We start from the raw sequence: 23,155 nt of genomic DNA, 5'->3' as shown, positions 1-23,155 counted from the left end.
CTTTTTAGCTGATAAAAGCCATATACATGTTTCAACAAGAAATCTCTCAATTGAATTTACAACAGCTCAAAGCCGGTGAAAAGCGTTGGGTAGGGTCGTTATTAGGTTCGTCTGCTGCATTATTATTCAAAGAAATTGCCGTTCAGCATTCATCTTTGCTCGTTGTAGTAGCTCGAAATAACCAACATGTTGCTCAGTTAGAAAGTGAACTTGAATTTTATGGCATAAAACCGACAATTTTCCCTGATTGGGAGATTTTGCCGTATGACCGCTTGTCACCTCATCAAGATATTGTTTCAGAGCGACTCGCGATTTTATCCAATATGCCGCAAAAAGGTGTATTGCTCATTTCAGCAAGCACTTTAGCTCAAAGAGTTGCACCATATTCTTGGGTTTTAGGGGAGCATTTTGATATACGTGTGGGGCAAAAATTTGATTTAGAACAACAGAAGCTACGTTTAGTACAAGCTGGGTATCATTTAGTAGATACGGTTTATGACCATGGTGAGTTTGCTGTACGTGGTAGCATTATGGATATTTTTGCATCTGGTCAGGATGCACCTATCCGTATTGACCTTTTTGATGATGAAATTGATACTTTAAAATTCTTTGATCCAGAAACGCAAAGAACAACAACTACTTTAAAAAGTTTTACCGTCTTACCAGCAAAAGAGTTCCCATTAAAAGAAGCTCGTTCAATTTTTAGAGACCGTTATTCTGAACTTTTTCCGACTGCAAATCCTAAGAAAAACCCAATTTACCAAGATGTTCTTGATGGAATTGCATCTCCAGGAATTGAGTTTTATTTACCGTTATTTTTTGATAAAACTTACATGCAATCTCAAAGTACACTTACAACGTACTTTCCAAAGAATTGCATTGTAATTACAAATAATGATGTGGATAGTGATTTAACCAGTTTTTGGAAAGAAGTTTTCCGTCGCTATGAAGATAGACGTCATAACGCAGACCAGCCAATTCTCCCACCTGATGAGTTATTTATTGCACCAAATAACTTACTAAGTGCTTTAAATCAGTTCCCACGTATGCTTGTGAGCGCTGAAGCAGTTGAAGAAAAAGCTGGGGCTCTAAATCTTAAGGTTGAGCAACCACCTAAGTTGCCTGTTGATCCGAAAAAAGACAAACCATTTGCCGTAGTTAAAAAATATATTGATGAAGCAAATCATCCTGTTTTATTGGTTGCAGAAAGTGCTGGTCGACGAGAAAGTTTAAGAGATGGTTTGCGTGCCAGTCTGGGAGATATTCCTAGTGTAGATAGTTTTGAGCAATTCCAGAAAAGTCAGTTTGCGATTGCTATTACGAATGCACCATTAGACCGTGGTTTGCTTTTAACCGATCAATTGTCTGTTATTTCAGAAAATCAGTTATATGAGCATCGGGTAGTCCAACGTCGTCGTAAACGTCAGCAAGAAGTTTCAGAAGAGTTCCTAATTCGTAGTTTGACCGAATTAAGCATTGGTGCTCCTGTTGTTCATATTGACCATGGTGTAGGGCGTTATGCTGGGTTAATTACTTTGGCAATTGAAGGGCAAGATTACGAGTTCTTGCAATTAGACTATGCTGAAGAGGCAAAAGTTTATGTGCCTGTGACGAATTTGCATCTTATTAGTCGTTACAGTGGTGGAGATCCGGACTTAGCACCATTACATAAAATAGGAACTGATGCGTGGAGTAAGGCAAAACGTAAAGCTTTAGAACAAATTCATGATGTCGCAGCAGAATTGTTACATATACAAGCACGTCGTCAGTCAAAACCTGGTTTTGGCTTTGAAGTCGATCAGTCGCTTTATATGCAATTTGCAAGCGGGTTTGCGTATGAAGAAACACTTGATCAAGCCAATGCTATTGAAGCGACGCTTTACGATATGCAACAAGCTAAACCGATGGATCGACTTGTTTGTGGAGACGTTGGTTTTGGTAAAACAGAAGTTGCAATGCGAGCAGCATTTGTTGCGGTGCAAAATGGTAAGCAGGTCGCTGTATTAGTACCGACGACATTACTTGCTCAACAGCATTATGAATCTTTTAAAGACCGCTTTGCCGACTGGCCTGTTCGTATTGAAGTATTATCACGTTTTGGTTCAAATAAAACGCATACGAAAAATATTGAAGATCTTGCTGAAGGTAAAGTCGATATTGTGGTGGGTACCCATAAACTTTTACAAGAAAATGTACAGTTTAAAGATCTAGGGTTAATGGTAGTCGACGAAGAACATCGTTTTGGTGTGCGGGATAAAGAGCGTATTAAAGCATTACGCGCAGATGTTGATATGTTAACGCTTACAGCTACACCAATTCCACGAACTTTAAATATGGCTTTTTCGGGAATGCGTGATTTATCTATCATTGCTACACCGCCAGCCCGTCGTTTAGCTGTTAAAACCTTTGTACAAGAACATACTGAAGCATCTATTAAAGAAGCGATCTTACGTGAATTACTACGCGGTGGCCAAGTGTATTTCTTACACAATGAAGTTGATACGATTGAAAGAGCAGCTGAAAATATTCGTGTGCTTGTACCTGAAGCTCGTGTAGCAGTGGCTCACGGACAAATGAGGGAAAGAGAACTTGAGCAAGTCATGCAACAGTTCTATCACAAAGAATACAATGTATTGGTATGCTCAACCATTATTGAAACCGGAATTGATGTTCCAAATGCCAACACCATTTTGATCGAAAGGGCCGACAAACTTGGTCTAGCTCAATTACATCAACTGCGTGGCCGTGTGGGGCGTTCACATCACCAAGCTTATGCTTATTTATTAGTTCCTTCGATAAAGCATCTAAAAGGTGATGCTGAAAAACGCCTTGATGCAATCCAACGTGCTTCAACTCTTGGTGCTGGTTTCATGCTGGCTACAGAAGATTTAGAAATTCGAGGCGCAGGTGAGCTTTTAGGTGAGCAGCAAAGTGGTTCAATGCAAGCAATTGGATATAGCCTATATATGGAAATGCTGGAAAAAGCTACTAAGGCGATTCAACAAGGGAAAACACCGAATTTTGATGCACCTTTATCATTAACAGCAGAAATTAATTTACACATTCCTGCACTGATTCCAGATGAGTATTTAGGTGATGTGCATCAGCGTTTATTATTCTATAAGCGTATTAGTAATACAGATACCCAAGAAAAGCTCGACAATATCCGTATGGAGCTGATTGACCGTTTTGGGGTTCCACCGCAATCAGTTAAACACTTATTTAGTGTTCACCAAATTCGACTGAAAGCTGAACAGTTAGGTATTACTAAAATCGATATTAATACTCAAGGTGGCAATATTGAATTCTCGCCTGATACACCTGTTCAGGCCATCAGTATTATTCAACTCATGCAAAAACATCCAACCTATTATCGTATGGAAGGTGGCCAACGTTTAAAAGTTATGGTTCAGCTTGAAGAACAGGAAAAACGAATCCAATTTATTAATGATTTGTTAGCGAAATTATTGAATGAATTACATGCTTAAATAGTGTTTTAAAGTGATTTCAACTCAACAAGAATCTTTTGTATGTTGATAACAGAATTTTATGCACGATTTCTTGGTCTATTCGGGGAATAAGTGCATAAAATCATTGTTATTTGTAATCAAACCAGACACTAGCAATACTCACATTAAAACTGATGTGATAGTATTAGCCATTATTGTTTATTGTCATTTATAAAAGATATGTTTAGTTTGCATCCACAACTTGCTCAAGATACTTTTTTTGTAGGCGATTTCCCGCTTTCAACATGTCGTTTAATGAATGATATGCAATTCCCTTGGCTGATTTTAATCCCTCGTGTGCCGGGAATCACAGAATTATATGAGTTGAGCCAAGCTGACCAAGAACAATTTTTACGTGAATCAAGTTGGTTATCTAGCCAGCTATCTCGTGTATTCCGTGCTGATAAAATGAATGTTGCAGCTTTGGGGAATATGGTGCCTCAATTGCATTTTCATCATGTTGTACGTTATCAGAATGATGTTGCATGGCCTAAACCAGTTTGGGGTACACCAGCTGTTCCATATACAAATGATGTGCTGGCTCATATGCGTCAAACCCTTATGCTTGCGCTACGTGGTCAAGGTGACATGCCTTTTGATTGGCGCATGGACTAAATCAATGCAATGCCACATTTATATGAATGTGGCTACATTGAGGTGTGGAGGATAGGGTGCAATTAGAGAGGTTTATCGATAGAGAGCCTAAGCAGTTTGCATATTTTCATCGTTTGATGGGATATTCAATTCTGTCATTAATTTTAGTGATCTATGCTTTTACCTCACCTAATACAAATTATCAGATCTATGTTCCACCTTTTTTCCTATTTCTGCTTTTTATTAGTTCGAAGTTAGAACATTGGCTTCAGTACCAATTCGATAAAAAAACTCAAAAAAGTGTTTTCTTTGCAATCGATGCAATTGTTGTAGCAGTTACATTGGCTGGTCTGCATCTTAATTTAGTGCCTACATTTATTGCACTTTTTGCCTTGTTTTATTCAGCAATTAATAGTCGTATTTCTTTCGCAGTCATTTGTTTGACGAGTTTGTTAGGCGCGATTATTTTTTATTTAAGTACTTTCTTCCTATTTGGTTTTTATACATATTTTGAGCCTACTAGCCAAGAGTTGACAGTAATAACTCTTCTTGGTTTGGTTATGTTTATTACCATTGGAAATTATTACCAACATCGCTGGGTTAAAAAAATCAGTCAGCAGCGTCAACATTACTATGACCAAATGACCCGCTATATTGCTTTTGCTAATCAGCTAAGCCGTTATGCGCCACTACAGTTGTGGCAGTCTATTATGCGCGGCGAGGCTGAAGCAAAGATTGAATATAAGCGAAAAAAAATGACGGTGTTTTTTTCTGATATTCAGGGTTTTACAGAGTTATCAGAAACTTTGATTCCAGATGATTTGGCATTTTTGCTTAATGATTATTTAAGCCATATGACTGAAATTGCTAAACAGTATGAGGCTACTGTCGATAAATTTATGGGGGATGCCATCCTCATATTTTTTGGTGATCCGAATTCACAAGGTGTAGAGCAAGATGCCAAAGCATGTGTAGAAATGGCAATCGCTATGCGTCAGCAAATGAAATTGCTACGTGAGCGCTGGAAAAAAATGGGTTACTCAGCATTACATATCCGAATGGGGATTAGTACAGGTTATTGTCACGTAGGGAATTATGGGGCAACACATCGCATGGCTTATACGATTGTTGGTCGTGATGTGAATTTAGCGGCTCGTTTACAATATGCTGCGGAAATAGATGAAATTTTAATTTCAGATGATACTTATCAATTAATTAAGAGCGATTTCCTTTGTGCTCCTAAAACACCAATTTACCTAAAAGGTATCCAAGGTGCAGTAAAAACATGGCAAGTAATGGAGAAATATACAGGGAATAAGTCAGATCATCAGCAATGGTTTGACTATGAATATAAAGGCTTCCACTTGGTACTTAACTTAGAAGAAGTCCAAAACTATGAATATCCTGAATTGGTAGAAGTGCTTGAGAAGATGATTCAACGAATTAAAGTTCAACAAACTTTAGTAAATACTCAAGGTATTGCACAGTTAAGAATTGAAGATGAAGTTAAACCTTTACAGATAGATCCACAAGACCAAGTTTAAAGTTTATAAAACATAAAAAAGCTGCTTTAAAAGCAGCTTTTTTAATAACTCGATTAATGATTTTCTGAAGCGTGGTTGATTGTATATTTAGGAATCTCAATTTCTAAATCTTCATCAACAATTTTTACTTGGCATGAGAGGCGAGAATCTGGTTCAAGGCCCCAAGCGCGATCTAAAAGATCTGCTTCAACATCATCCATTTCTTCTAGGCTATCAAAACCTTTACGAACTACTACGTGACAGGTAGTGCAAGCACATGACATGTCACATGCGTGTTCGATTTTAATTCCTCGATCAAGCAAACTTTGGCAAAGATTTGCATTTTGTTCAACTTCAAATTCTGCACCTTCAGGACAAAATTGAGCGTGAGGAAGTACTTTAATACGGGGCATATTGATCACCTATACCTTTAGTTTGAATTTGACCAATCTTCAAGTTTTGTACCTTTTAAGGCGTGGTCAATATGTCGATTCATACGTAGTGCAGCAAAACCATCACTATGTACTTTAAGTTGTTCTACAGCTTTTTCAATTGCTTGAATATCATTACTTTCAAGTTGTACTTTAAGCGAATTTTCAGCGGCTTTAAGTGCTTCGAGTTGCTCATTATTGAGTAAATCAGCATCTACTTTCAAAGCTTGTTCTAATGCTTCAAGTTCACGTTGGGCCTCAACTTTGGTTTCTTTTAAATGACGCAGATTTTTATCTTCTTCCGCGTGCTGGAAACCTTCAATTAATAAGCGTTCAGTGTCAGACTCTGATAAACCATAAGATGGTTTAATATCAATTTGGGCTTGTACACCTGAAGTTGTTTCACGAGCTGAAACTGTGAGTAAGCCATCTGCATCTACTTGAAAGGTAACTTCAATACGTGCTTGACCAGCAGTCATTGGAGGGATGCCATGAAGAACAAATCTTCCTAATGATCGACAATGCTCGACTAAATCTCGCTCACCTTGAACTACATGAATAAGCATGGCTGTTTGGCCATCTTGATAAGTAGTAAACTCTTGACGGCGGGCGACAGGAATAGCTGTGTTACGAGAAATAAGACGCTCCACTAATCCACCCATGGTTTCTAAACCAAGAGAAAGAGGAGTAACATCTAAAAGTAGTGAGCCGTCTTGACTGTTTCCAATTAATTGATTAGCTGTAATAGAAGCACCAATCGCTACTACTTCATCTGGATTAATCGTGCAAAGTGGTTCTTGGTTAAATACATTGCGAACTGCTTGCTGAACAGCATAAGAGCGAGTAGAACCACCTACCAAAACAACATTTTGAATATCTGATAATTCAAGTTTTGCATCACGCAGTACACGCTTACAAACACTAATCGTTTTGTCTAATGCTACTTGAATAATGCTTTCAAATGTAGAGCGATCTAGTGTGAGAGTTGCTTCGAGTAACTTTAATTCAACTGAATCTTGAGTTGATAATTGTTCTTTAGCTTGACGAGCAGCCACAATAAATACGGCATAGTTTTCATCGCTTAGCGTATCAATGTTTAGCTGTTTTTTAGCCCATTTAACAATAAGACGGTCTAAGTCATCACCACCTAAAGCAGTATGGCCACCAGTAGCTAATACTTCAAAGACACCTTGTGAGAAACGTAGGATTGATACGTCAAAAGTACCACCCCCTAAGTCATAAATCACATAGTTGTGATCTGTAGCTAAATTGGTTTCTTGGTCTAAACCATAAGCCACAGCAGCTGCCGTTGGTTCATTTAGAAGACGTAATACATTTAAACCAGCAAGCTGCGCAGCATCACGTGTCGCTTGGCGCTGAGCTTCATCAAAGTAAGCGGGAACAGTAATTACAGCTCCATTTACTGGATTTTGTAAGCTAGATTCAGCACGTTCTTTTAGTTGTTTTAAAATTTCAGCTGAAATTTCAACAGGCGTTTTGCGACCAGAACGTGTCTCGAAAGCTGGCATCTCATTTTCAGAACCCACTAAATCATAAGGGTGTTGAAATTTGATATCTGCTTTTGAACGTCCCATAAAACGTTTTACAGAAACGATTGTATTTTTTGGATCAGCAATAATGAAAGGCTTTGCTTCTTCACCATAGTGAGTGATATCACTTCCATAGTGCACAATAGAGGGAAGAAGTCTTCTTTCTTTTTCGTCGTTGAGGACTTTTGGTTTGCCTGATAACACTGTCGCAACTAGAGAATGTGTTGTTCCTAGGTCGATACCAATCGCAATGCGGTGTTGATGTGGGGCACTGGATTGACCCGGTTCAGCAATTTGCAAAAGTGCCATGAGTTAAATCCTTTGAATATAAATTGAAAAAAGCAAATTAAAAATCGTCATCTAAATCAAAGTTGTCTTCATCATCCAACAATTGATCTTCTGCTTTTTCAATATCGTTAAGAACGCGCTGAAAGAAACGTAATTTACGTACAGTATCTCGAGCTTCACCCCAGTCTTCATCTGAGTAATCAATTTTAAATTCGCGAACTAAACCATCAATCCACTGAAACACTTCTTGTTTAAGAGTGCTTAAATGCTCTTGTGAAGTTGCTTCATCAAGTTGTTCACGAAGTTCTAGAGCTGATTGCAGAAATTCAAAATCACTAATAGATTGATCGAGGTGATGGTCTTGCTTTTTTAATGCTAGAAGATAAGCAGCGCGGCTATCTACTTGCGACAGAACTTTAAAAGCTTGATTGATTTCACTTGATTTGATCAACGCCTGATCTTTATCTTCTGCTTTATCTGGATGATATTGCTGCTGCAAGCTTAAGAAGCTAGATTTTAAGCTCGCCAAATCGATATCGAGTTCTACGGGTAAATTGAACAACTCAAAATGATTCATTAGAAAGGAGGTCCACGTTAATTAAATACATTAAAACAGTGCTATAAAAAGACACTGTTTTAATGAAAAGGATGGAAGGAGAAGTGGGTTATACAGTGAAAGACTCACCGCAACCACATTCACCTTTCTTATTAGGATTGTTAAATTCGAACCCTTCATTAAGGCCGTTCTTAACGTAGTCCATTTCTAAGCCTTCTAAATAGACTAAGCTTTTTGGATCTACAACAACCTTAACGCCAAATTGTTCGAAAACTTGGTCATGTTCATCGATAGAATCAACAAATTCGAGAACATAAGCCAATCCAGAACAACCAGAAGTTTTCACACCCACGCGAATGCCTTCACCCTTACCTCGGTTTTTAAGGTAATTGTTAATATGAGTCGCAGCATTTTCAGTTAAATGAATCATGAAAACTCCAACGTTTACAATGGTAACAAATTAAGCTTTAGATTTTTTACTGCGGTAATCATCAATCGCAGCTTTAATTGCATCTTCAGCTAGTACAGAGCAGTGAACTTTTACTGGTGGAAGTGCAAGCTCAGTTGCGATATCAATATTTTTGATCGCTTGAGCTTCATCAAGAGTTTTACCTTTTAACCACTCAGTTACAAGGGAACTTGATGCAATTGCAGAACCACAGCCATAAGTTTTAAAGCGTGCTTCTTCAATCACGCCGCTATCGTTTACTTGAATTTGTAAACGCATCACGTCGCCACATGCAGGTGCACCCACCATTCCTGTACCTACATTTTCAGAGTTTTTATCTAAAACACCAACATTACGTGGATTTTCGTAATGATCAATTACCTTTTCGCTATAAGCCATTTCGCTTCTCCAAACCTCGGGGTCAGCCTAATATTAATATGAGGGTAAAAACACTAATTTCAATGAATTAGTGTTCAGCCCATTCAACTGTAGAAAGATCAATACCTTCTTTATACATATCCCAAAGCGGAGAAAGTTCACGTAATTTCTCAACAGCGGCTTTGGTAATTGTAAGCACGTGATCAATATCTTCTTCAGTTGTGTATTTACCAAAACTAAAGCGGATTGAACTGTGTGCTAACTCATCAGATAAACCTAATGCGCGAAGAACATATGAAGGCTCTAAGGTTGCAGAAGTACAAGCAGAACCACTTGATACCGCAGCATCTTTAAGAGACATCATTAAAGATTCACCTTCAACAAAGTTAAAGCTGACATTTAAATAGTTAGCAACGTTTTGAGTTGGGTGGCCGTTCAAGAAAACTTGTTCAAGATCTTGTAAACCATTCCAAAGCTTGTCGCGAAGCTTACGGATACGCTCTTGTTCTGCTTGCATTGTTTTGCCAGCAATTTCAAAAGCTTCACCCATACCTACAATTTGGTGAGTCGCTAAAGTACCAGAACGCATACCACGCTCATGACCACCGCCATGAATTTGTGCTTTTAAGCGCACACGTGGACTACGACGTACGTATAATGCACCGATACCTTTTGGACCATAAATTTTATGAGCAGAGAAACTCATAAGGTCAATTTTCATAGTAGATAAATCAATTTCGACTTTACCAGCCGCTTGTGCTGCATCTACATGAAAGAATGTTTTATTGGCACGTGTTAATTCACCAATCGCTGCTACGTCTGTAACTGTACCAATTTCATTGTTTACCATCATCAGTGAAACAAGAATAGTATCTGGGCGAAGGGCAGCATTAACCATTTCAGGAGTAATTAAACCTGTTTGTGGCTCTGGCTCTAAATAAGTAATTTCAAAACCTTGTTCTTCTAATTCACGACAAGGATCTAGAACAGCTTTATGTTCAATTTTACTTGTAATGATATGTTTGCCTTTAGATGCATAGAATTGAGCTACACCTTTAAGGGCAAGGTTGTCTGATTCAGTTGCACCAGAAGTCCAAACGATTTCACGTGGATCAGCTTTAATTAAATTTGCTACTTGCTCACGTGCATATTCAACTTTTTCTTCTGCCTGCCAGCCATAAGCGTGGGAACGAGACGCAGCATTACCAAAGGTACCGTCGAAAGTTAAACACTCCATCATACGTTCTGCAACTTGCGGATCTACTGGAGTGGTTGCTGCGTAATCAAGATAAATTGGACGTTTCATATCAAATACCTGTACCCGATAAAAGAGCTGAATCTGTGCCAGTCACATTTTGGCGTAATGCAACAGTTTGAACGTTGTCTCGGCTAATGAGATCGGCAAGAGAGATTTTTGCTAAATAGTCGGCAATATGATGAGAGAGTTCTTGCCATAAATCGTGAGTGAGACACATTGCACCATTCTGGCAGTTACCTTTATGGTCACAACGTGTTGCGTCAACGGTTTCATTTACGGCTTCAATAATTTCTAACACAGTAATTTCATCAGCATTTCGAGCCAAATGATAACCACCATTTGCACCACGAACACTAGAAACTAACCCATGACGCTTAAGTTTTGCGAATAACTGTTCTAAATAAGCAACTGAAATGGATTGGCGTGCGGCAATTTCGGCGAGCGTGATCGTTTGTTCAGTTGGCTGCAAAGCTAAATCAAGTAGAGCAGTCACTGCGTAGCGACCGCGAGTTGTAAGGCGCATGATTCGATACACATGTTAAGACTAGATAATAGGATTTTATGAATCCCGACTAAAATAGTCAAGTTTTTTTATTTTTAATTCAAGTATAGGAACAAAATGGAAAAATAAATTAAACAACCCACAAATTATATATGAAATAAGCAATAAATATTAGGCTAATTATACCAAAGGAGAGGTTAATGTTTCGTTGGCGTCGCTGTAAACGGGTAATTCGATTTTGATATTGTTTAATTTCCACATGAAGTGAATTGATTTCTGATCGTTGTTGATCAATTTTTTCAAGTAAAGGTGCAATTTTTTTATGCGAAGCAAGTGTTTCAGCTTCATCATCAACTGCATTGAACCATTGTTTCCAGTCTGCAAGTAACTTAGGTAATGTTAAGTGAGAAATTAAATCTAGAAGTTCCTTTTTAGTTTCCTCATCTCCATCAATACGCATATTGTTAAGACTACGCTGATTTGAAAAACCGAAAATTTTAATGAGGTCAACGAGAGTACTATTGATTTCAAGATCAATACGTCTGTCAAAAGAGTGGATGTCGAATAACAAGCCTTTCTCTGTAAATTGAACATAGAAGTCAAAAAAAGGCAGATAGCTGTTAATGCGAATTGTTGTTTTGTTTAAGATAAACTTTTTCGCTTGCAAGCGAAGAGCACCATCGTGGGTGAGAATAAATGAAAAGAAAGTTTCTAAAATAATTAGGACAATATTCAGCAACAGACGCGGATGTTTTTGTCTTTGTTGCGTTTCACTCATAAAAGTTTATCCTTACAAATAGCAATTAATTGAAGAATGGGACATCCTATCCCAAACTTAACACAATGTCGTGTTAAATATATTTACATGACTTAATTGCTTTGTAGAACAGTTTTGTAAATGGATCAAGTCTTTACTTTGATATTATAGAAATATTTTGTGGTCAAATCAGTCATCATTTCTCTCATCTGATTAGGAGTTTAGATTAATGGATAATGCAAATATAGATAACCAGACAGAAGAGTCAGAAGAAAAAAATAAATTAAAATCAAGAGGTTCAAGAAAATCTGCTTTAGATTTTAGAAAGTATACTAAGCAAATTTGGTTGGCGGGACTAGGGGCATTTTCACGTGCCGAAGAAGAGGGCAACAAACTCTTTGATTCCTTGGTCAAAGTTGGTGAAGAGTTAGAGTCAAAAACTGGGGACTTAGCCGATAATACTGTAGGTAAAGTTACAGAAAAAGCTAAAGAATCTGTATCTGAAACAAAAGATAAGGTAGAGAAGATTCTTGATACGAGTGTTAATCATTCTTTAAACCGAATAGGATTAGTCACTCCGAAGGATTTACAACACATTGAACAGCTGCTTGTACAACTGCATATTAAGGTGGATGCTTTAATAGAAGAAAACCAGCAGTTGAAAGCAAAATTGAATAAAAAGTAAAAAAATGTTGGGATTTAGCAAATATATAACAGTTTTTTAGCATTTATTTTTGCTAAAAGCCCTGCTCTAGTATTGCGTTTTCCCCTAAAGCATTGCTATAAAGGCGTCATGGCCTTTTAAACTATAGCCTTGGACCTTAAACAAACGATATTAAGAGGATGTTTTATTCATGAATAAATCAGAATTAATCGATGCAATTGCTGAAAAAGGGGGAGTATCTAAGACTGATGCAGGCAAGGCACTCGATGCGACAATTGCGTCAATTACTGAAGCACTTAAAAAAGGTGACACAGTAACTTTAGTTGGTTTTGGTACTTTCAGTGTTAAAGAACGTGCTGCACGTACTGGTCGTAACCCTAAAACTGGTGAAGAGCTTCAAATTAAAGCAACAAAAGTACCAAGCTTCAAAGCTGGTAAAGGTCTTAAAGATTCAGTAGCTTAATCTTTTAAGATGAATAAACGCGCCAATATAGGCGCGTTTTTTATTAAAAATCTGAATTGACCAATATTGCTCATTCATTGATTGTGGTTTTTCAGTTAAAATTCTCCTCGAAATAAAATATTGGAATACTTATGGAATCGTTTCGTACAGTCATTAAGGGTTGGCTCGGCAAAGTCCTTCTAATTTTGTTTTTGACCCCTTTAGCACTTGTAGGTATTGAAGGATATTTTAATAGGGGAAACAAGGCTGATGTTGCAAAGACAGTAAACGGCCAAGAAATATCTAAAAAAGACCTTGAAACTTTAACTCAGTCTTACAAACAACAATATTTAGCTGCTGTTAAAGGTGATGAGAGTTTACTTAATTTGCCTGTCATTCAGGCTAAGGCACTTGATATTTTAGTGTCGCGTAATTTGTTAATTCAGCAAGCGGAAAAATTAGGTATTTCTTTGAGTGATACTCAAATTGAGCAAATGTTAGCTCAACAGCCTAGTTTGCAAGAGAATGGTCAATTCTCACAAAAACTCTATGAAAATTATTTACGTTCTATCGGCATGACAAGCCAAGGTTTAATTTCAAGCCTACGTCAAGATCATGCTTTAAAAATGTTAACTTCTACATTTGCTGATTACTCTCTAGTAAGTAAAGTTGATCTTATGCAAATCGCGAATTTGCAAACTGAACAACGTACTTTACATTTAGCTAGTATTAAATTAGATAGTTATAAAACAGGCTTAACTGCGTCTAATCAAGAAGCTACAGATTATTACAACAAGCATCAAAATGAATTTAAGCAACAAGCTTCGGTTGATGTGGATTATGTTGTGTTATCTCCTTCAATGGTGGCTAAACCAGCTCCTGCAACTGAAGCTGAACTTCAGCAAGCCTATGCAAAGTTTGTTGAAACTCAGAAAAAAGATGCTAAACGAACTGTAAAGCATATTTTAATTACTACTGATGCTCGTGATGATGCAGCAGCTCAAAAGCTTGCAAAAGAAGTTTATGCGAAAATTCAAGGTGGTCTTTCATTTGCACAAGCTGCATCGCAGTTCTCTGAAGATCCTAGTTCAAAAGCAAAAGGCGGCTTAGTTGAAGCATATGCACCAGGTGTTTTCTCGGATGCATTTGATAAAACTGTTTTAAGTTTGAAAAATGGACAAGTTTCACAGCCAGTAAAAACACAATATGGTTATCATATTATTGAAGCAGAAACTCAAGCTAACCAAATCCCTTCATTTGAAGCTGAGAAGGCTCGTTTAACTGCTGAGGTTGAAAAGAATAAAGTTGCGACCGTTTATTCAGATACCGTAAATAGTTTGAATGAAACGATTGTTGGCAATGATTCTTTAGAAGCTGTTGTTCAAGAAGTAAAAGGTACAAAAGTTGAATCATTAAATGGTGTAACTTTAGCTACTCAAAATCCATATTTAAGCGATCCAAGTGTCAAAATTAAATTATTTAATGATGATGTGAAGAATGGTGACCGTAATACTTCCTCTAATATTCAGTTAGCGAATGGTGATACGGTATGGGTTAAAGTACGTGATTACCACGCAGCTGGTGTAAAACCATTAGCGCAAGCGATGAATGAAGCAAAAGCAAAAGTTATCGATGAAAAAGCGCGTAAGGCTGCTCAAGCAAAAATTGCTACTATGTTGACTGAGTTTAAAACTCAACCTGCAGACCAAGTGGTTGCTAAAAACAAAGTCGCATTTGAGTCAGCTGGTGTGTTTACTCGATCACAAGGTTTAAAACGCGAAATTGAACGTGCTGCATTTAGCTTAGCTACACCTAAACCAGGTATGTGGTCTGTTACAACAGCAAACTTACCAAATGAGCTTGTAGTAGTTGCAGTTTCAAATGTAAATTCATCAGCTGTAAATGCCATTCCTGCCGATCAGTTACAACAGTTAAAACAACTTTATCGCCAATCACGTGGTCAACAAATATTGGAAGATTACAGCCAATATTTAAAATCACATGCAAAAATTAAATAATAATTTGATCAAATAAAAAAAGCGCTTCGGCGCTTTTTTTATTTTCTATTAATCGAGATGATGTTCGATATATTGCTGTCGATATTGTTTAGGTGATAAATCAAAAATTCTTTTAAAGGCCTGACTAAAAGCAGTCTCGGATGAATAGCCGACTTTGTTTGATATTTGCTGAATTGAAAAATTACTTGTGCGTAAGTACTGACTTGCTAAACGAAAACGGTAATGTTGCAAATAAGTGAGAGGTGGTTCCCCAATAATACTATTAAATAGATTTGCAAATTTGGAACGTGACATACAGCATTGTTCTGCTAAAGACTCAACTGTCCAGGCAACTTCTGGTTGGCTGTGAATAGCAGATAGGGCATTACTCAATTCAGGGTGGGTTAATGCACTTAGCCAGTTTTGTTGATCTGTCATTTGTTGAATGTGATCACGGATGCACTCAATGAGAAGAATACTGACTAAATGATCAATAATTTTGTCATGTCCCGGCCTGATTTTTTGAGTTTCAATTGCTAAAAAATAAAGCCCAATTTGTAGCCATTCGGGTGGATTGGTTTGATTTTCATGTTGAATATGCATGATAGAAGGCAATGCATTAATCAAAGGACCTGCCATATGAGTATCGATCTGACAGCGTAAACATAGTAATAATGTTTTATCTGGAGAAGAAGTACCAAACTCGATCGCGTCTTGTCTATGGCCATTAAAAAGTGAAGTAATATCTAGAGAATCTACTAATTTAGTTGCTGTTGATTTTGAATCAGTGGCACTATGTGCTTTTCCAGAAGGAATTAAAATAATATCACCAGCTGTCGCAATTATTTTTTCTGACGCATTAAGTTGAATATATACTGAACCAGTTAAAACAATATAGGCAAGTAAAGCAGATTGATCTTGTGTTTTAAAAGCCCATTCTCCTTGTGCTTTTAAATAGATGTATTCAGACTTATTAAGGTGAATATCATCAAAAAATTTACTTAGTGCATCCATCTTTAAATGATCAATCATTATTTTAATAAAATTATAGTGAGCTATGAGAATAGATCAACATGTGTTTTTAGGACAAAAAAGTGGAAGAAAATGCCAAAGACTTTGAAATAGGTTTTTTGGACGGTTACTACTGTTAAGTAAGTACTATTTCTTTAACTATATAGATATATAGAAAAAGGAAATATGACTATGAATGCACCAGTAAATGTTCAGCAAGAACTTATGCCAGTGCCAGCGTCTATGCGTGAGATAGATCGTAAGCGCTATTTATGGATGATTAGTCCAGCTCTACCTGTAATTGGTTTAGGTATTTTAGCTGGTTACCATTTTGGTCCACGCCCATTAAAAAAAGTTTTCGCTTTAGGTGGTCCACTTTTATTACATATTGTGATCCCTGCAATTGATACTGTTATTGGGAAGGATGCACGTAATCCGACTGATGAAGAAATTAAGCTTTTAGAAAAAGATCCATATTATTCACGTCTTGTGAAAAGTTTTATTCCTTTGCAGTATGCTGCAAATGTTTATGCATGTTATTTAACAAGCCGTAAGACCACATCATTCATTGATAAAATTTTACTTGGTGTTTCGATGGGTGCAATTAATGGTATTGCGATTAATACAGCCCATGAATTAAGCCACAAGCATGATCGTATTGATCATATTTTATCTCACCTTGCTTTGGTTCCTACAGGTTATAACCATTTCCGTATCGAACATCCTTATGGTCATCATAAACGTGCAGCAACTCCTGAAGATCCTGCTTCTTCACGTATGGGCGAAACATTTTATGAGTTCTGGCCACGTACAGTTGTAGGTTCTTTTAAATCTGCAATTGAAATCGAGAAAAATCGTTTAAAACGTAAAGGAAAAGAGTTCTGGTCAGCAGATAATGAATTATTACAGGGCTGGGGAATGAGCGCTGCTTTCCATGCTTCTATGGTGGGAATTTTTGGTAAAAGCACAATTCCATATTTAGCGACACAAGCATTTTACGGCATTAGTCTTTTTGAAATTATTAACTATATTGAACATTATGGCTTACTACGTCAGAAAAAAGAAAATGGTCAATATGAACGTACAATGCCAGAGCATAGCTGGAACAACAATAACGTAGTAACAAATTTATTCTTGTACCAATTGCAGCGTCACTCAGATCATCATGCTTATCCGACTCGTCCATTCCAAGCTTTACGTCATTTTGATGAGGCGCCTGAATTACCAAGTGGGTATGCAAGTATGTTATTACCTGCGTTAATTCCTTCGTTGTGGTTCAAAATAATGGATAAGCGAGTTTTTGATCACTATAAAGGTGATTTAAACAAAGCAAATATTTCTTCAAAACGTCGCGCAAAAATCTTCAAAAAATTTGGTGTAGTAGATAAATCATTAGAAGCATAAAAATTGAAAAAATAATATATTCCTGAAATACCAAACCCTCTAATCATGTGATTAGAGGGTTTTATTTTTAGATAAATCTTAGCGTTATGACGCAAGAGAACTTAGATTCTCTTGCGTCTTTCTTATTTTAATTCACTAGAAGATTTACCAAGTTCACGACGTGCAATAATTAATTGTTGAATTTGCTGAGTACCTTCAAAAATATCAAGAATTTTTGAATCACGCGCCCATTTCTCAAGTAGTTCGTCTTCGTTATAGCCAACACTTGATGCTAATTCGACACATTTTAAAGTGATTTCGTTACCAACACGACCTGCTTTTGCTTTTGCAATAGAAGCTTCTTTAGAGTTTGGCTTTTTGTTATCTGCCATCCATGTTGCTTTTAACATGAGCAGACGAGCAGCTTCCCATTCAGCCTCCATGCGGTAGATTTGTGCTGCAAGGTTAGAAGCATGCAGATAGGGAGTCGAGTAGTTAGGATCAAGCTGATCTTTAAAAATTTCTTTAATACGCTCTAGTGATGCTTTCGCACAACCGATTGCCATTGCTGCAACTAACGGGCGAGTATTGTCAAAAGTTTCCATTACTCCAGCAAAGCCTTTCGCAACATCGACTTCGGCATTACCTAAAAGATTTTCGGCTGGTACGCGGCAGTCAATAAAACTAATCACGGCTGTATCTGAAGCTTTAATTCCCAATTTATGTTCGAGACGTTCGACCTTCATGCCAGGCGTACCTTTGGGTACTACAAATGATTTAATAGCTGCACGGCCAAGTTTGCGATCAAGTGTAGCCCAAACCACGACAGAGTCTGCTCGTTCACCTGAGGTCACAAAAATCTTTTCACCATTTAGAATATAGTCATTGCCATCTTTGGTTGCCGTGGTACGGATAGCGGCAGAGTCGGAGCCACAACCCGGTTCGGTGATGGCCATTGCTGCCCATGTTCCTTTGAACCTTTCTAATTGCTCATCATTTGCGACAGCAGCAATTGCCGAGTTTCCAAGACCCTGACGAGGCATACTCAGTAATAAGCCTGTATCGCCATAACACATCTCAATAATTCCAAGAGCGGTCGACATGTTGGTTCCGTTACGAACACCTTCATTGTCTGTATCACCACGTTTTCCAGCACCCGCAGCTCCAGCATTAATTCCTTCACCACCTTCATTCATGCCATCGATGAGAGAGGCGAGCATATCAAGTTCTTTTGGATATGCATGTTCAGCTTTATCATATTTACGAGAAATAGGGCGTAAAACATTGATCGCAACATCACGTGCTTGATCAATCATCATTTTGAATTTTTTAGGATTTTGTAAATTCATTAAAGTATCCTCTGATTGATCATTTAAGCATGTAAGCCAGATTGTAAAATTGCAGTAGCCCGTAAATCGCGGTACCAACGTTCAACTGGATGTTCTTTTGTGAAACCATGTCCACCAAGAATTTGCACTCCATCTGTACCGATTTTCATGGACTTTTCAGCACAAAGGAGATGGGCTAAGTAAGCTTCGCGGTGAAATGGTTTGCCTGACTCTGCAAGGCTTGCAGCATTTAAAATCAACATACGCATTGCATCAATTTCAATAGCCATATCTGCAATCATGAAAGCGACACTTTGGCGATGAGAAATTGGCTCGCCGAATGCAGTACGTTCATTGGCATATTTAATACAGTAAGCTTTTACAGCTTCACATGTACCTACAGCCATTGCACACCACATTAAGTTGCCTAAATCTAAAAAGGCGGTGTAATCAAAATCTGTTGTACCTAATCGTATAGCAGGTGTATGGCTGAATTTTAAAGTAGCTGTCTCTGTTGCTTTGAGACCCATAGCAGGGGTACTTTTAATGGAAATGGTATCGCCCGCTTGTACTACAAATACATCCGGCTTGCCATTAAAGTCTGCACTCACCAAGAACACATCAGCCAAATCACCTAAAATGACTAAGGTTTTTTCACCATTTATAAAATATTGATCATTTTTAAGTGATGCTTTTGTTTTTAAAGCATAAGGATTAAATGCTGGAGTTGCTTCTTGAACAGCAAAAGTTGCGGTAATGTCTGAGTCTTCTGCAAAACATGGTAAGTACATCGACTGAACTTCGGTAGAACCCCAACGTGTAATTGCATTAATAACGCTAAAGGTACTGAGTAATCCTGCTGTAAGGCTAAAATCACCTTCAGCTAATTTTTCAGCTATTAATAGATTACTAACAATATTTTGTTCAGTTGCTACACCACCTAATGCTTCTGGAAGTGCATAGTAATTGAGTCCTAAATCTTCCACATATTGCCAAAGACTTTCAGGAAACTGAGCTGTCTGATCAGCATCATGAGCCAATCCCAATAAGACTTCTTGAGCAAATTGGGACATTGCTTCAGAAGTCATTTGTTGTTCTTCGGTTAGACTTAAATCAAATAGATTTTTTTGTTGACGAGGCAAACGTTGTTGAGAGATTTGCTTGGGTTTAAATGCTTTTTGAGTCTGCGTTAATGCTCTAAAGCCAGCTTTTGAACCTTGATAAAGAGATTTTTCAACAAATTTACGCAATTTGAGTTGATCAAGTACATCGCTTCCAGCCAATCTGGTGATCAGCGATAAACCCAAACCCTGAGCTTTATTGATCATACTTGTCATGATTATGGTGTCCTAACACATTGTTATTGTTTTATGCTGACACGCCTCATAATAAAAAACTATGTCGTTACTGACATTCGAAAAATGAGTAGATAAAAGGTAAATAAAAATTAATTAATTTATAAGATGCTGATTTTATTTATTTAAATTAATTTTAAAATTTGATGAGGTGAGAGGTATTGACTAGAATGACATGGAATCATTCTAGTCATTCATTAAATTAAGCAAAGTTACGAATCATACGTCGCACATTGGTTTTTGAATCAATAACCGTCATAAATGTGTAGGCTCCAATGAATTTACGGCTAATAAACATAAACTCTTTTGGCGGAACCGAAAAATAACGTGATGCCATTGATTTACTCGCTTGCTGCATAACACGACTATGGAGCTGACTTTTCTTCCAGTCATAACGTTCGTGTTCATCCATAAGGCCAGCAGGCATATCTGGGTTATTTGCAGGAGTGCTGAATGCTTCTGTCGCAAGTAAAAAGACATCAGCCATACCTGGTTTAATACTTTCAGGCATTGCATCAAAGAACTCATAACCAGTCATGGCTTTCACCATAGCATCTTTATTATGCTGATAACCTGCTTGAATGAGTTGACGGGCAACTGTTAGCAAGTGTTCATCAAACTGACGAATGGCACCAAAATCTAATAATACAATTTTGTCCTGAACATCTTGTCCATTACCTAAACGAACCAGATAATTACCAAAGTTAGGGTCAGTTTGCATTTCACCCCATTCAAAAATTTCACGAACCGCAATTTCTAGCGAAGCTTCACCAAGTTGATTGCGACGTTCTTGAGGTAATGACAGCATAACCGGGCTGTTAATTGGCACACCACGTTCAAAAGTCATGCAGAGTACTTGATTGGTACAGTATTCATCTACAATTGTTGGAACAATATATCGCTCATCATCTTTTAAACGTTCACCAAAGCGACGGGTAGTAGCAGCTTCAACACCATAGTCAACTTCGCGATGCATCATTTCACGTACTTCATCAAACCACTGATCAAATTCACGGGTTTGTGGAACCATACGCGTCAGTTTAAGCATGTTTTTAAACAAGCTCATATCGGAGTCAATTGCATTTGCAACGCCCGGATATTGAATCTTTAAAACTAACTCTAAGCCATCTGACTTACGCGTTGCACGGTGTACTTGTGCGAGAGAGGCCGTGCCAATTGGCTCATGATCAATGGTTAAATCATTTAATTTAGCGCCTAGTTGCTCTTGAAGATGTGGCTTAATTGCAGGCCAATCTAATGCAACTGTTTGGTTATTTAAGGTATTTAACGCTTGTGTAATTTCTTCAGGTAAAAAATGTTCACCATAAAGGGCCATCATTTGGCCAATTTTAACAATAGAACCCTTAAGTTTACCTATTTCAGAAACCAGATAATTAGCTTGTTCGCTCATCGCTTTTTTGCGTTTCTTTTCTTTTTCCTCCTCATTAGAAAATATAGAAGAGGCACTTGCAGTTGCCCAACGTGTTCCTGCAAGTAAAGAAGCTTTCGCGATTGATAAGCGTCGATCCATGGAAGAAGTTTTTAAACTCTTAAGCTTATCTTTCTGATTTGACATGAAAATAGAATCCTATGCGCATCATGCAGCCAAACGCTGGTGATCTAAAATTGTAACGAATATTACATGTTTTGAGCGTATTAAAATAGTTCTCTCAAACTGAATGATCAGTCGAAATGGCTATCATTATTTCAATAATTTTAAAATAGCCTAAGCAATTTTAAAATTGAAGAAACTTTCAGCGTTCAGATAAGTAAAAATAGGGTAAACGGATCTTTTATAACCACTTAGATTACATTTTAAATTGAATCTTAAATTCAGATTTTTGCATTAAGTGAAGTCGATTAGTCTGAATATGCTGTAACAGCATTTGTTTGACAGTATCATGCATAAAACCAAGTGCATGAGCTTTTACAATAATAATACTAGGCAAGGTGTAGAAAAAATACTTAACATCGTCGAGTGTGGCGTTATTAAAAACACCTTGTTCAACTAACGTCTGCTGCAAAAACTGCTTTTCATTTAATACATAATCTGAAGATTCATCCCAAAAGCGGTGACGCATAGCCATCAGATTGTTGTGTTTATAACTCATAAAATTGTCAGCTCAGACTTCAACTCTAAATAAAATATATGGAGTCGCGCCCTGAATATCAAGTTGAGATTATTTTTTATTCAGTTGCTGTTTGATTTTTTATGTAATTCTTGTAAATAGCCTAAGCAAATTTAAAATTTTTTTTAAAAAAACTATAATCAAAACAATTTCATCTCTAACACTACTTATTATGACTCCTGCATGTAGACTGTTAAAAAGTAATAAAATTGAATTTTCAATTCATGAATATGAACATGATTCAAATACTAAAAGTTTTGGGTTAGAAGCCGCAGAAAAACTAAATTTAGATGTAAGGGAAGTATTCAAAACCTTAATGGTGAGCGACGATAAGAATTATTTTGTTGCTGTATTGCCCGTTAATCACCAATTAAATTTAAAAAAAGTCGCTACGGCATTTGGCTGTAAAAAATTGCAAATGGCCAATCCAAAAGACGCTGAACGTTTAACGGGATATTTAGTCGGAGGGATTAGTCCTTTAGGTCAAAAGAAGCGCTTAAAAACCGTTATTGATGCATCTGCACAAGAGTTCAGCAAAATCTATGTGAGTGGAGGGAAGCGGGGACTAGATATTGGCTTAAACCCTAAAGATCTAGCACAACTTTTAAATGCTCAATTTGTTGATGTACTTGATGAGTAAATAAAGGATTAGAGGAATACTCTAAGAACTCATCATTATTTTTTATCTTTATATAGATCTTTCTGTTTTCAAAAAAAATCATGAGCAAAAAAAATAAGAAAAAGCTTGAATTATTAATTGATAATGATTATCATTATCTATATTGAGAGTTAAGGAGGGTTCTAAAAAATTAATTATAGTGCGTACCACTCTAACGTTAAGTTTTTAGTCGATTTAAAGTTATACCAGCGACTCCAATAACAATAACAATAACAATAACAATAACGCTGAAAGATGAGTTGATTTCTGGTATGTGAGCGCCTGCAAGATATTATAAAAACAGGCAGGTTCATCTAGCGGTAAATGGAACTAATAAAAATAAACATTATCAGCGCAACAAAAAGAACTAATCAAAAGCAACAGGCGAGGATGG

The 23,155-nt window shown here is 37.2% G+C and carries 21 protein-coding genes; 8 read left to right on the top strand and 13 right to left on the bottom strand.

Annotation, left to right across the window (positions count from 1 at the left end; translation table 11 throughout):
* Window positions 1-26: 26 nt before the first annotated feature.
* From mfd to cyaA, 3 genes are all read left to right on the top strand, one after another.
* Window positions 27-3,488 (top strand): transcription-repair coupling factor, encoded by a 3,462-nt coding sequence (gene mfd / locus SOI76_RS09745; RefSeq protein ID WP_104079561.1) that lies wholly within the window; start codon window positions 27-29, stop codon window positions 3,486-3,488.
* Window positions 3,489-3,689: 201 nt separating this feature from the next.
* Window positions 3,690-4,124: an HIT domain-containing protein gene (locus SOI76_RS09740; protein WP_002117900.1), complete on the top strand. Its 435-nt coding sequence runs from the start codon at window positions 3,690-3,692 to the stop codon at window positions 4,122-4,124.
* Between the two features lie 56 nt (window positions 4,125-4,180).
* Window positions 4,181-5,647, top strand: a complete 1,467-nt coding sequence (gene cyaA / locus SOI76_RS09735; protein WP_104079562.1) for an adenylate/guanylate cyclase domain-containing protein — start codon at window positions 4,181-4,183, stop codon at window positions 5,645-5,647.
* 53 nt (window positions 5,648-5,700) lie between these two features.
* Here cyaA and fdx read toward each other — a convergent pair whose 3' ends face one another.
* From fdx to SOI76_RS09695, 8 genes are all read right to left on the bottom strand, one after another.
* Complete coding sequence (gene fdx, locus SOI76_RS09730) at window positions 5,701-6,039, bottom strand: ISC system 2Fe-2S type ferredoxin (RefSeq protein ID WP_009387062.1); 339 nt, start codon at window positions 6,037-6,039, stop codon at window positions 5,701-5,703.
* A 17-nt stretch (window positions 6,040-6,056) separates the two neighbouring features.
* Window positions 6,057-7,916 (bottom strand): Fe-S protein assembly chaperone HscA, encoded by a 1,860-nt coding sequence (hscA, locus tag SOI76_RS09725; protein ID WP_104079563.1) that lies wholly within the window; start codon window positions 7,914-7,916, stop codon window positions 6,057-6,059.
* 37 nt (window positions 7,917-7,953) lie between these two features.
* The gene (gene hscB, locus SOI76_RS09720; RefSeq protein WP_002117921.1) at window positions 7,954-8,472 is read right to left on the bottom strand and encodes a Fe-S protein assembly co-chaperone HscB; all 519 of its coding nucleotides are present in this window, start codon (window positions 8,470-8,472) and stop codon (window positions 7,954-7,956) included.
* 88 nt (window positions 8,473-8,560) lie between these two features.
* Window positions 8,561-8,881 carry an iron-sulfur cluster assembly protein IscA gene (gene iscA / locus SOI76_RS09715; RefSeq protein WP_104079564.1) on the bottom strand — a complete coding sequence of 107 codons (321 nt, stop codon included), beginning with the start codon at window positions 8,879-8,881 and terminating at the stop codon, window positions 8,561-8,563.
* A gap of 30 nt (window positions 8,882-8,911) precedes the next feature.
* Complete coding sequence (gene iscU / locus SOI76_RS09710; RefSeq protein ID WP_002117907.1) at window positions 8,912-9,298, bottom strand: Fe-S cluster assembly scaffold IscU; 387 nt, start codon at window positions 9,296-9,298, stop codon at window positions 8,912-8,914.
* A gap of 67 nt (window positions 9,299-9,365) precedes the next feature.
* Window positions 9,366-10,583 (bottom strand): IscS subfamily cysteine desulfurase, encoded by a 1,218-nt coding sequence (gene iscS / locus SOI76_RS09705; protein ID WP_104079565.1) that lies wholly within the window; start codon window positions 10,581-10,583, stop codon window positions 9,366-9,368.
* 1 nt (window position 10,584) lies between these two features.
* Complete coding sequence (locus SOI76_RS09700) at window positions 10,585-11,058, bottom strand: Rrf2 family transcriptional regulator (RefSeq protein WP_002117915.1); 474 nt, start codon at window positions 11,056-11,058, stop codon at window positions 10,585-10,587.
* A 109-nt stretch (window positions 11,059-11,167) separates the two neighbouring features.
* A complete protein-coding gene (locus tag SOI76_RS09695; protein ID WP_104079566.1) occupies window positions 11,168-11,815 on the bottom strand; it encodes a hypothetical protein in 648 nt (215 codons plus the stop codon).
* 208 nt (window positions 11,816-12,023) lie between these two features.
* Here SOI76_RS09695 and SOI76_RS09690 point away from each other — a divergent pair, with 208 nt between their 5' ends.
* The 3 genes from SOI76_RS09690 (at window position 12,024) to ppiD (ending at window position 14,918) form a co-directional block, all read left to right on the top strand.
* Window positions 12,024-12,479 carry a phasin family protein gene (locus SOI76_RS09690; RefSeq protein ID WP_032055023.1) on the top strand — a complete coding sequence of 152 codons (456 nt, stop codon included), beginning with the start codon at window positions 12,024-12,026 and terminating at the stop codon, window positions 12,477-12,479.
* 169 nt (window positions 12,480-12,648) lie between these two features.
* Window positions 12,649-12,921: an HU family DNA-binding protein gene (gene hup, locus SOI76_RS09685; protein WP_001043034.1), complete on the top strand. Its 273-nt coding sequence runs from the start codon at window positions 12,649-12,651 to the stop codon at window positions 12,919-12,921.
* Window positions 12,922-13,052: 131 nt separating this feature from the next.
* Window positions 13,053-14,918 (top strand): SurA N-terminal domain-containing protein, encoded by a 1,866-nt coding sequence (gene ppiD / locus SOI76_RS09680; RefSeq protein ID WP_104079567.1) that lies wholly within the window; start codon window positions 13,053-13,055, stop codon window positions 14,916-14,918.
* A 48-nt stretch (window positions 14,919-14,966) separates the two neighbouring features.
* Here the strand turns inward: ppiD and araC are convergent, their stop codons facing one another.
* Window positions 14,967-15,911 carry an AraC family transcriptional regulator gene (gene araC, locus SOI76_RS09675; protein WP_414017392.1) on the bottom strand — a complete coding sequence of 315 codons (945 nt, stop codon included), beginning with the start codon at window positions 15,909-15,911 and terminating at the stop codon, window positions 14,967-14,969.
* 189 nt (window positions 15,912-16,100) lie between these two features.
* On the opposite strand from araC, the gene alkM reads away from it, so the two are divergent.
* Window positions 16,101-17,312: an alkane 1-monooxygenase gene (alkM, locus tag SOI76_RS09670; RefSeq protein ID WP_104079569.1), complete on the top strand. Its 1,212-nt coding sequence runs from the start codon at window positions 16,101-16,103 to the stop codon at window positions 17,310-17,312.
* A gap of 122 nt (window positions 17,313-17,434) precedes the next feature.
* Here alkM and acadM read toward each other — a convergent pair whose 3' ends face one another.
* From acadM to SOI76_RS09650, 4 genes are all read right to left on the bottom strand, one after another.
* On the bottom strand, window positions 17,435-18,640 hold the full coding sequence (gene acadM, locus SOI76_RS09665) for an acyl-CoA dehydrogenase family protein (protein ID WP_104079570.1): 1,206 nt from the start codon (window positions 18,638-18,640) through the stop codon (window positions 17,435-17,437).
* A gap of 23 nt (window positions 18,641-18,663) precedes the next feature.
* Window positions 18,664-19,947 carry an acyl-CoA dehydrogenase family protein gene (gene acdA / locus SOI76_RS09660; RefSeq protein WP_104079672.1) on the bottom strand — a complete coding sequence of 428 codons (1,284 nt, stop codon included), beginning with the start codon at window positions 19,945-19,947 and terminating at the stop codon, window positions 18,664-18,666.
* A gap of 229 nt (window positions 19,948-20,176) precedes the next feature.
* Window positions 20,177-21,550, bottom strand: a complete 1,374-nt coding sequence (locus tag SOI76_RS09655; RefSeq protein WP_104079571.1) for an ABC1 kinase family protein — start codon at window positions 21,548-21,550, stop codon at window positions 20,177-20,179.
* Between the two features lie 232 nt (window positions 21,551-21,782).
* The gene (locus tag SOI76_RS09650) at window positions 21,783-22,085 is read right to left on the bottom strand and encodes a hypothetical protein (RefSeq protein WP_205668408.1); all 303 of its coding nucleotides are present in this window, start codon (window positions 22,083-22,085) and stop codon (window positions 21,783-21,785) included.
* A 190-nt stretch (window positions 22,086-22,275) separates the two neighbouring features.
* Between SOI76_RS09650 and ybaK the strand changes: the two genes are divergently transcribed.
* A complete protein-coding gene (gene ybaK / locus SOI76_RS09645; RefSeq protein ID WP_104079673.1) occupies window positions 22,276-22,743 on the top strand; it encodes a Cys-tRNA(Pro) deacylase in 468 nt (155 codons plus the stop codon).
* Window positions 22,744-23,155 lie beyond the last annotated feature (412 nt).

The organism is Acinetobacter pittii, from assembly GCF_034064985.1.
Taxonomy (GTDB): domain Bacteria; phylum Pseudomonadota; class Gammaproteobacteria; order Pseudomonadales; family Moraxellaceae; genus Acinetobacter; species Acinetobacter pittii_H.
Note: the sequence above shows the minus strand (reverse complement) of the source record. Positions and strands in the feature narration are given on the sequence as shown.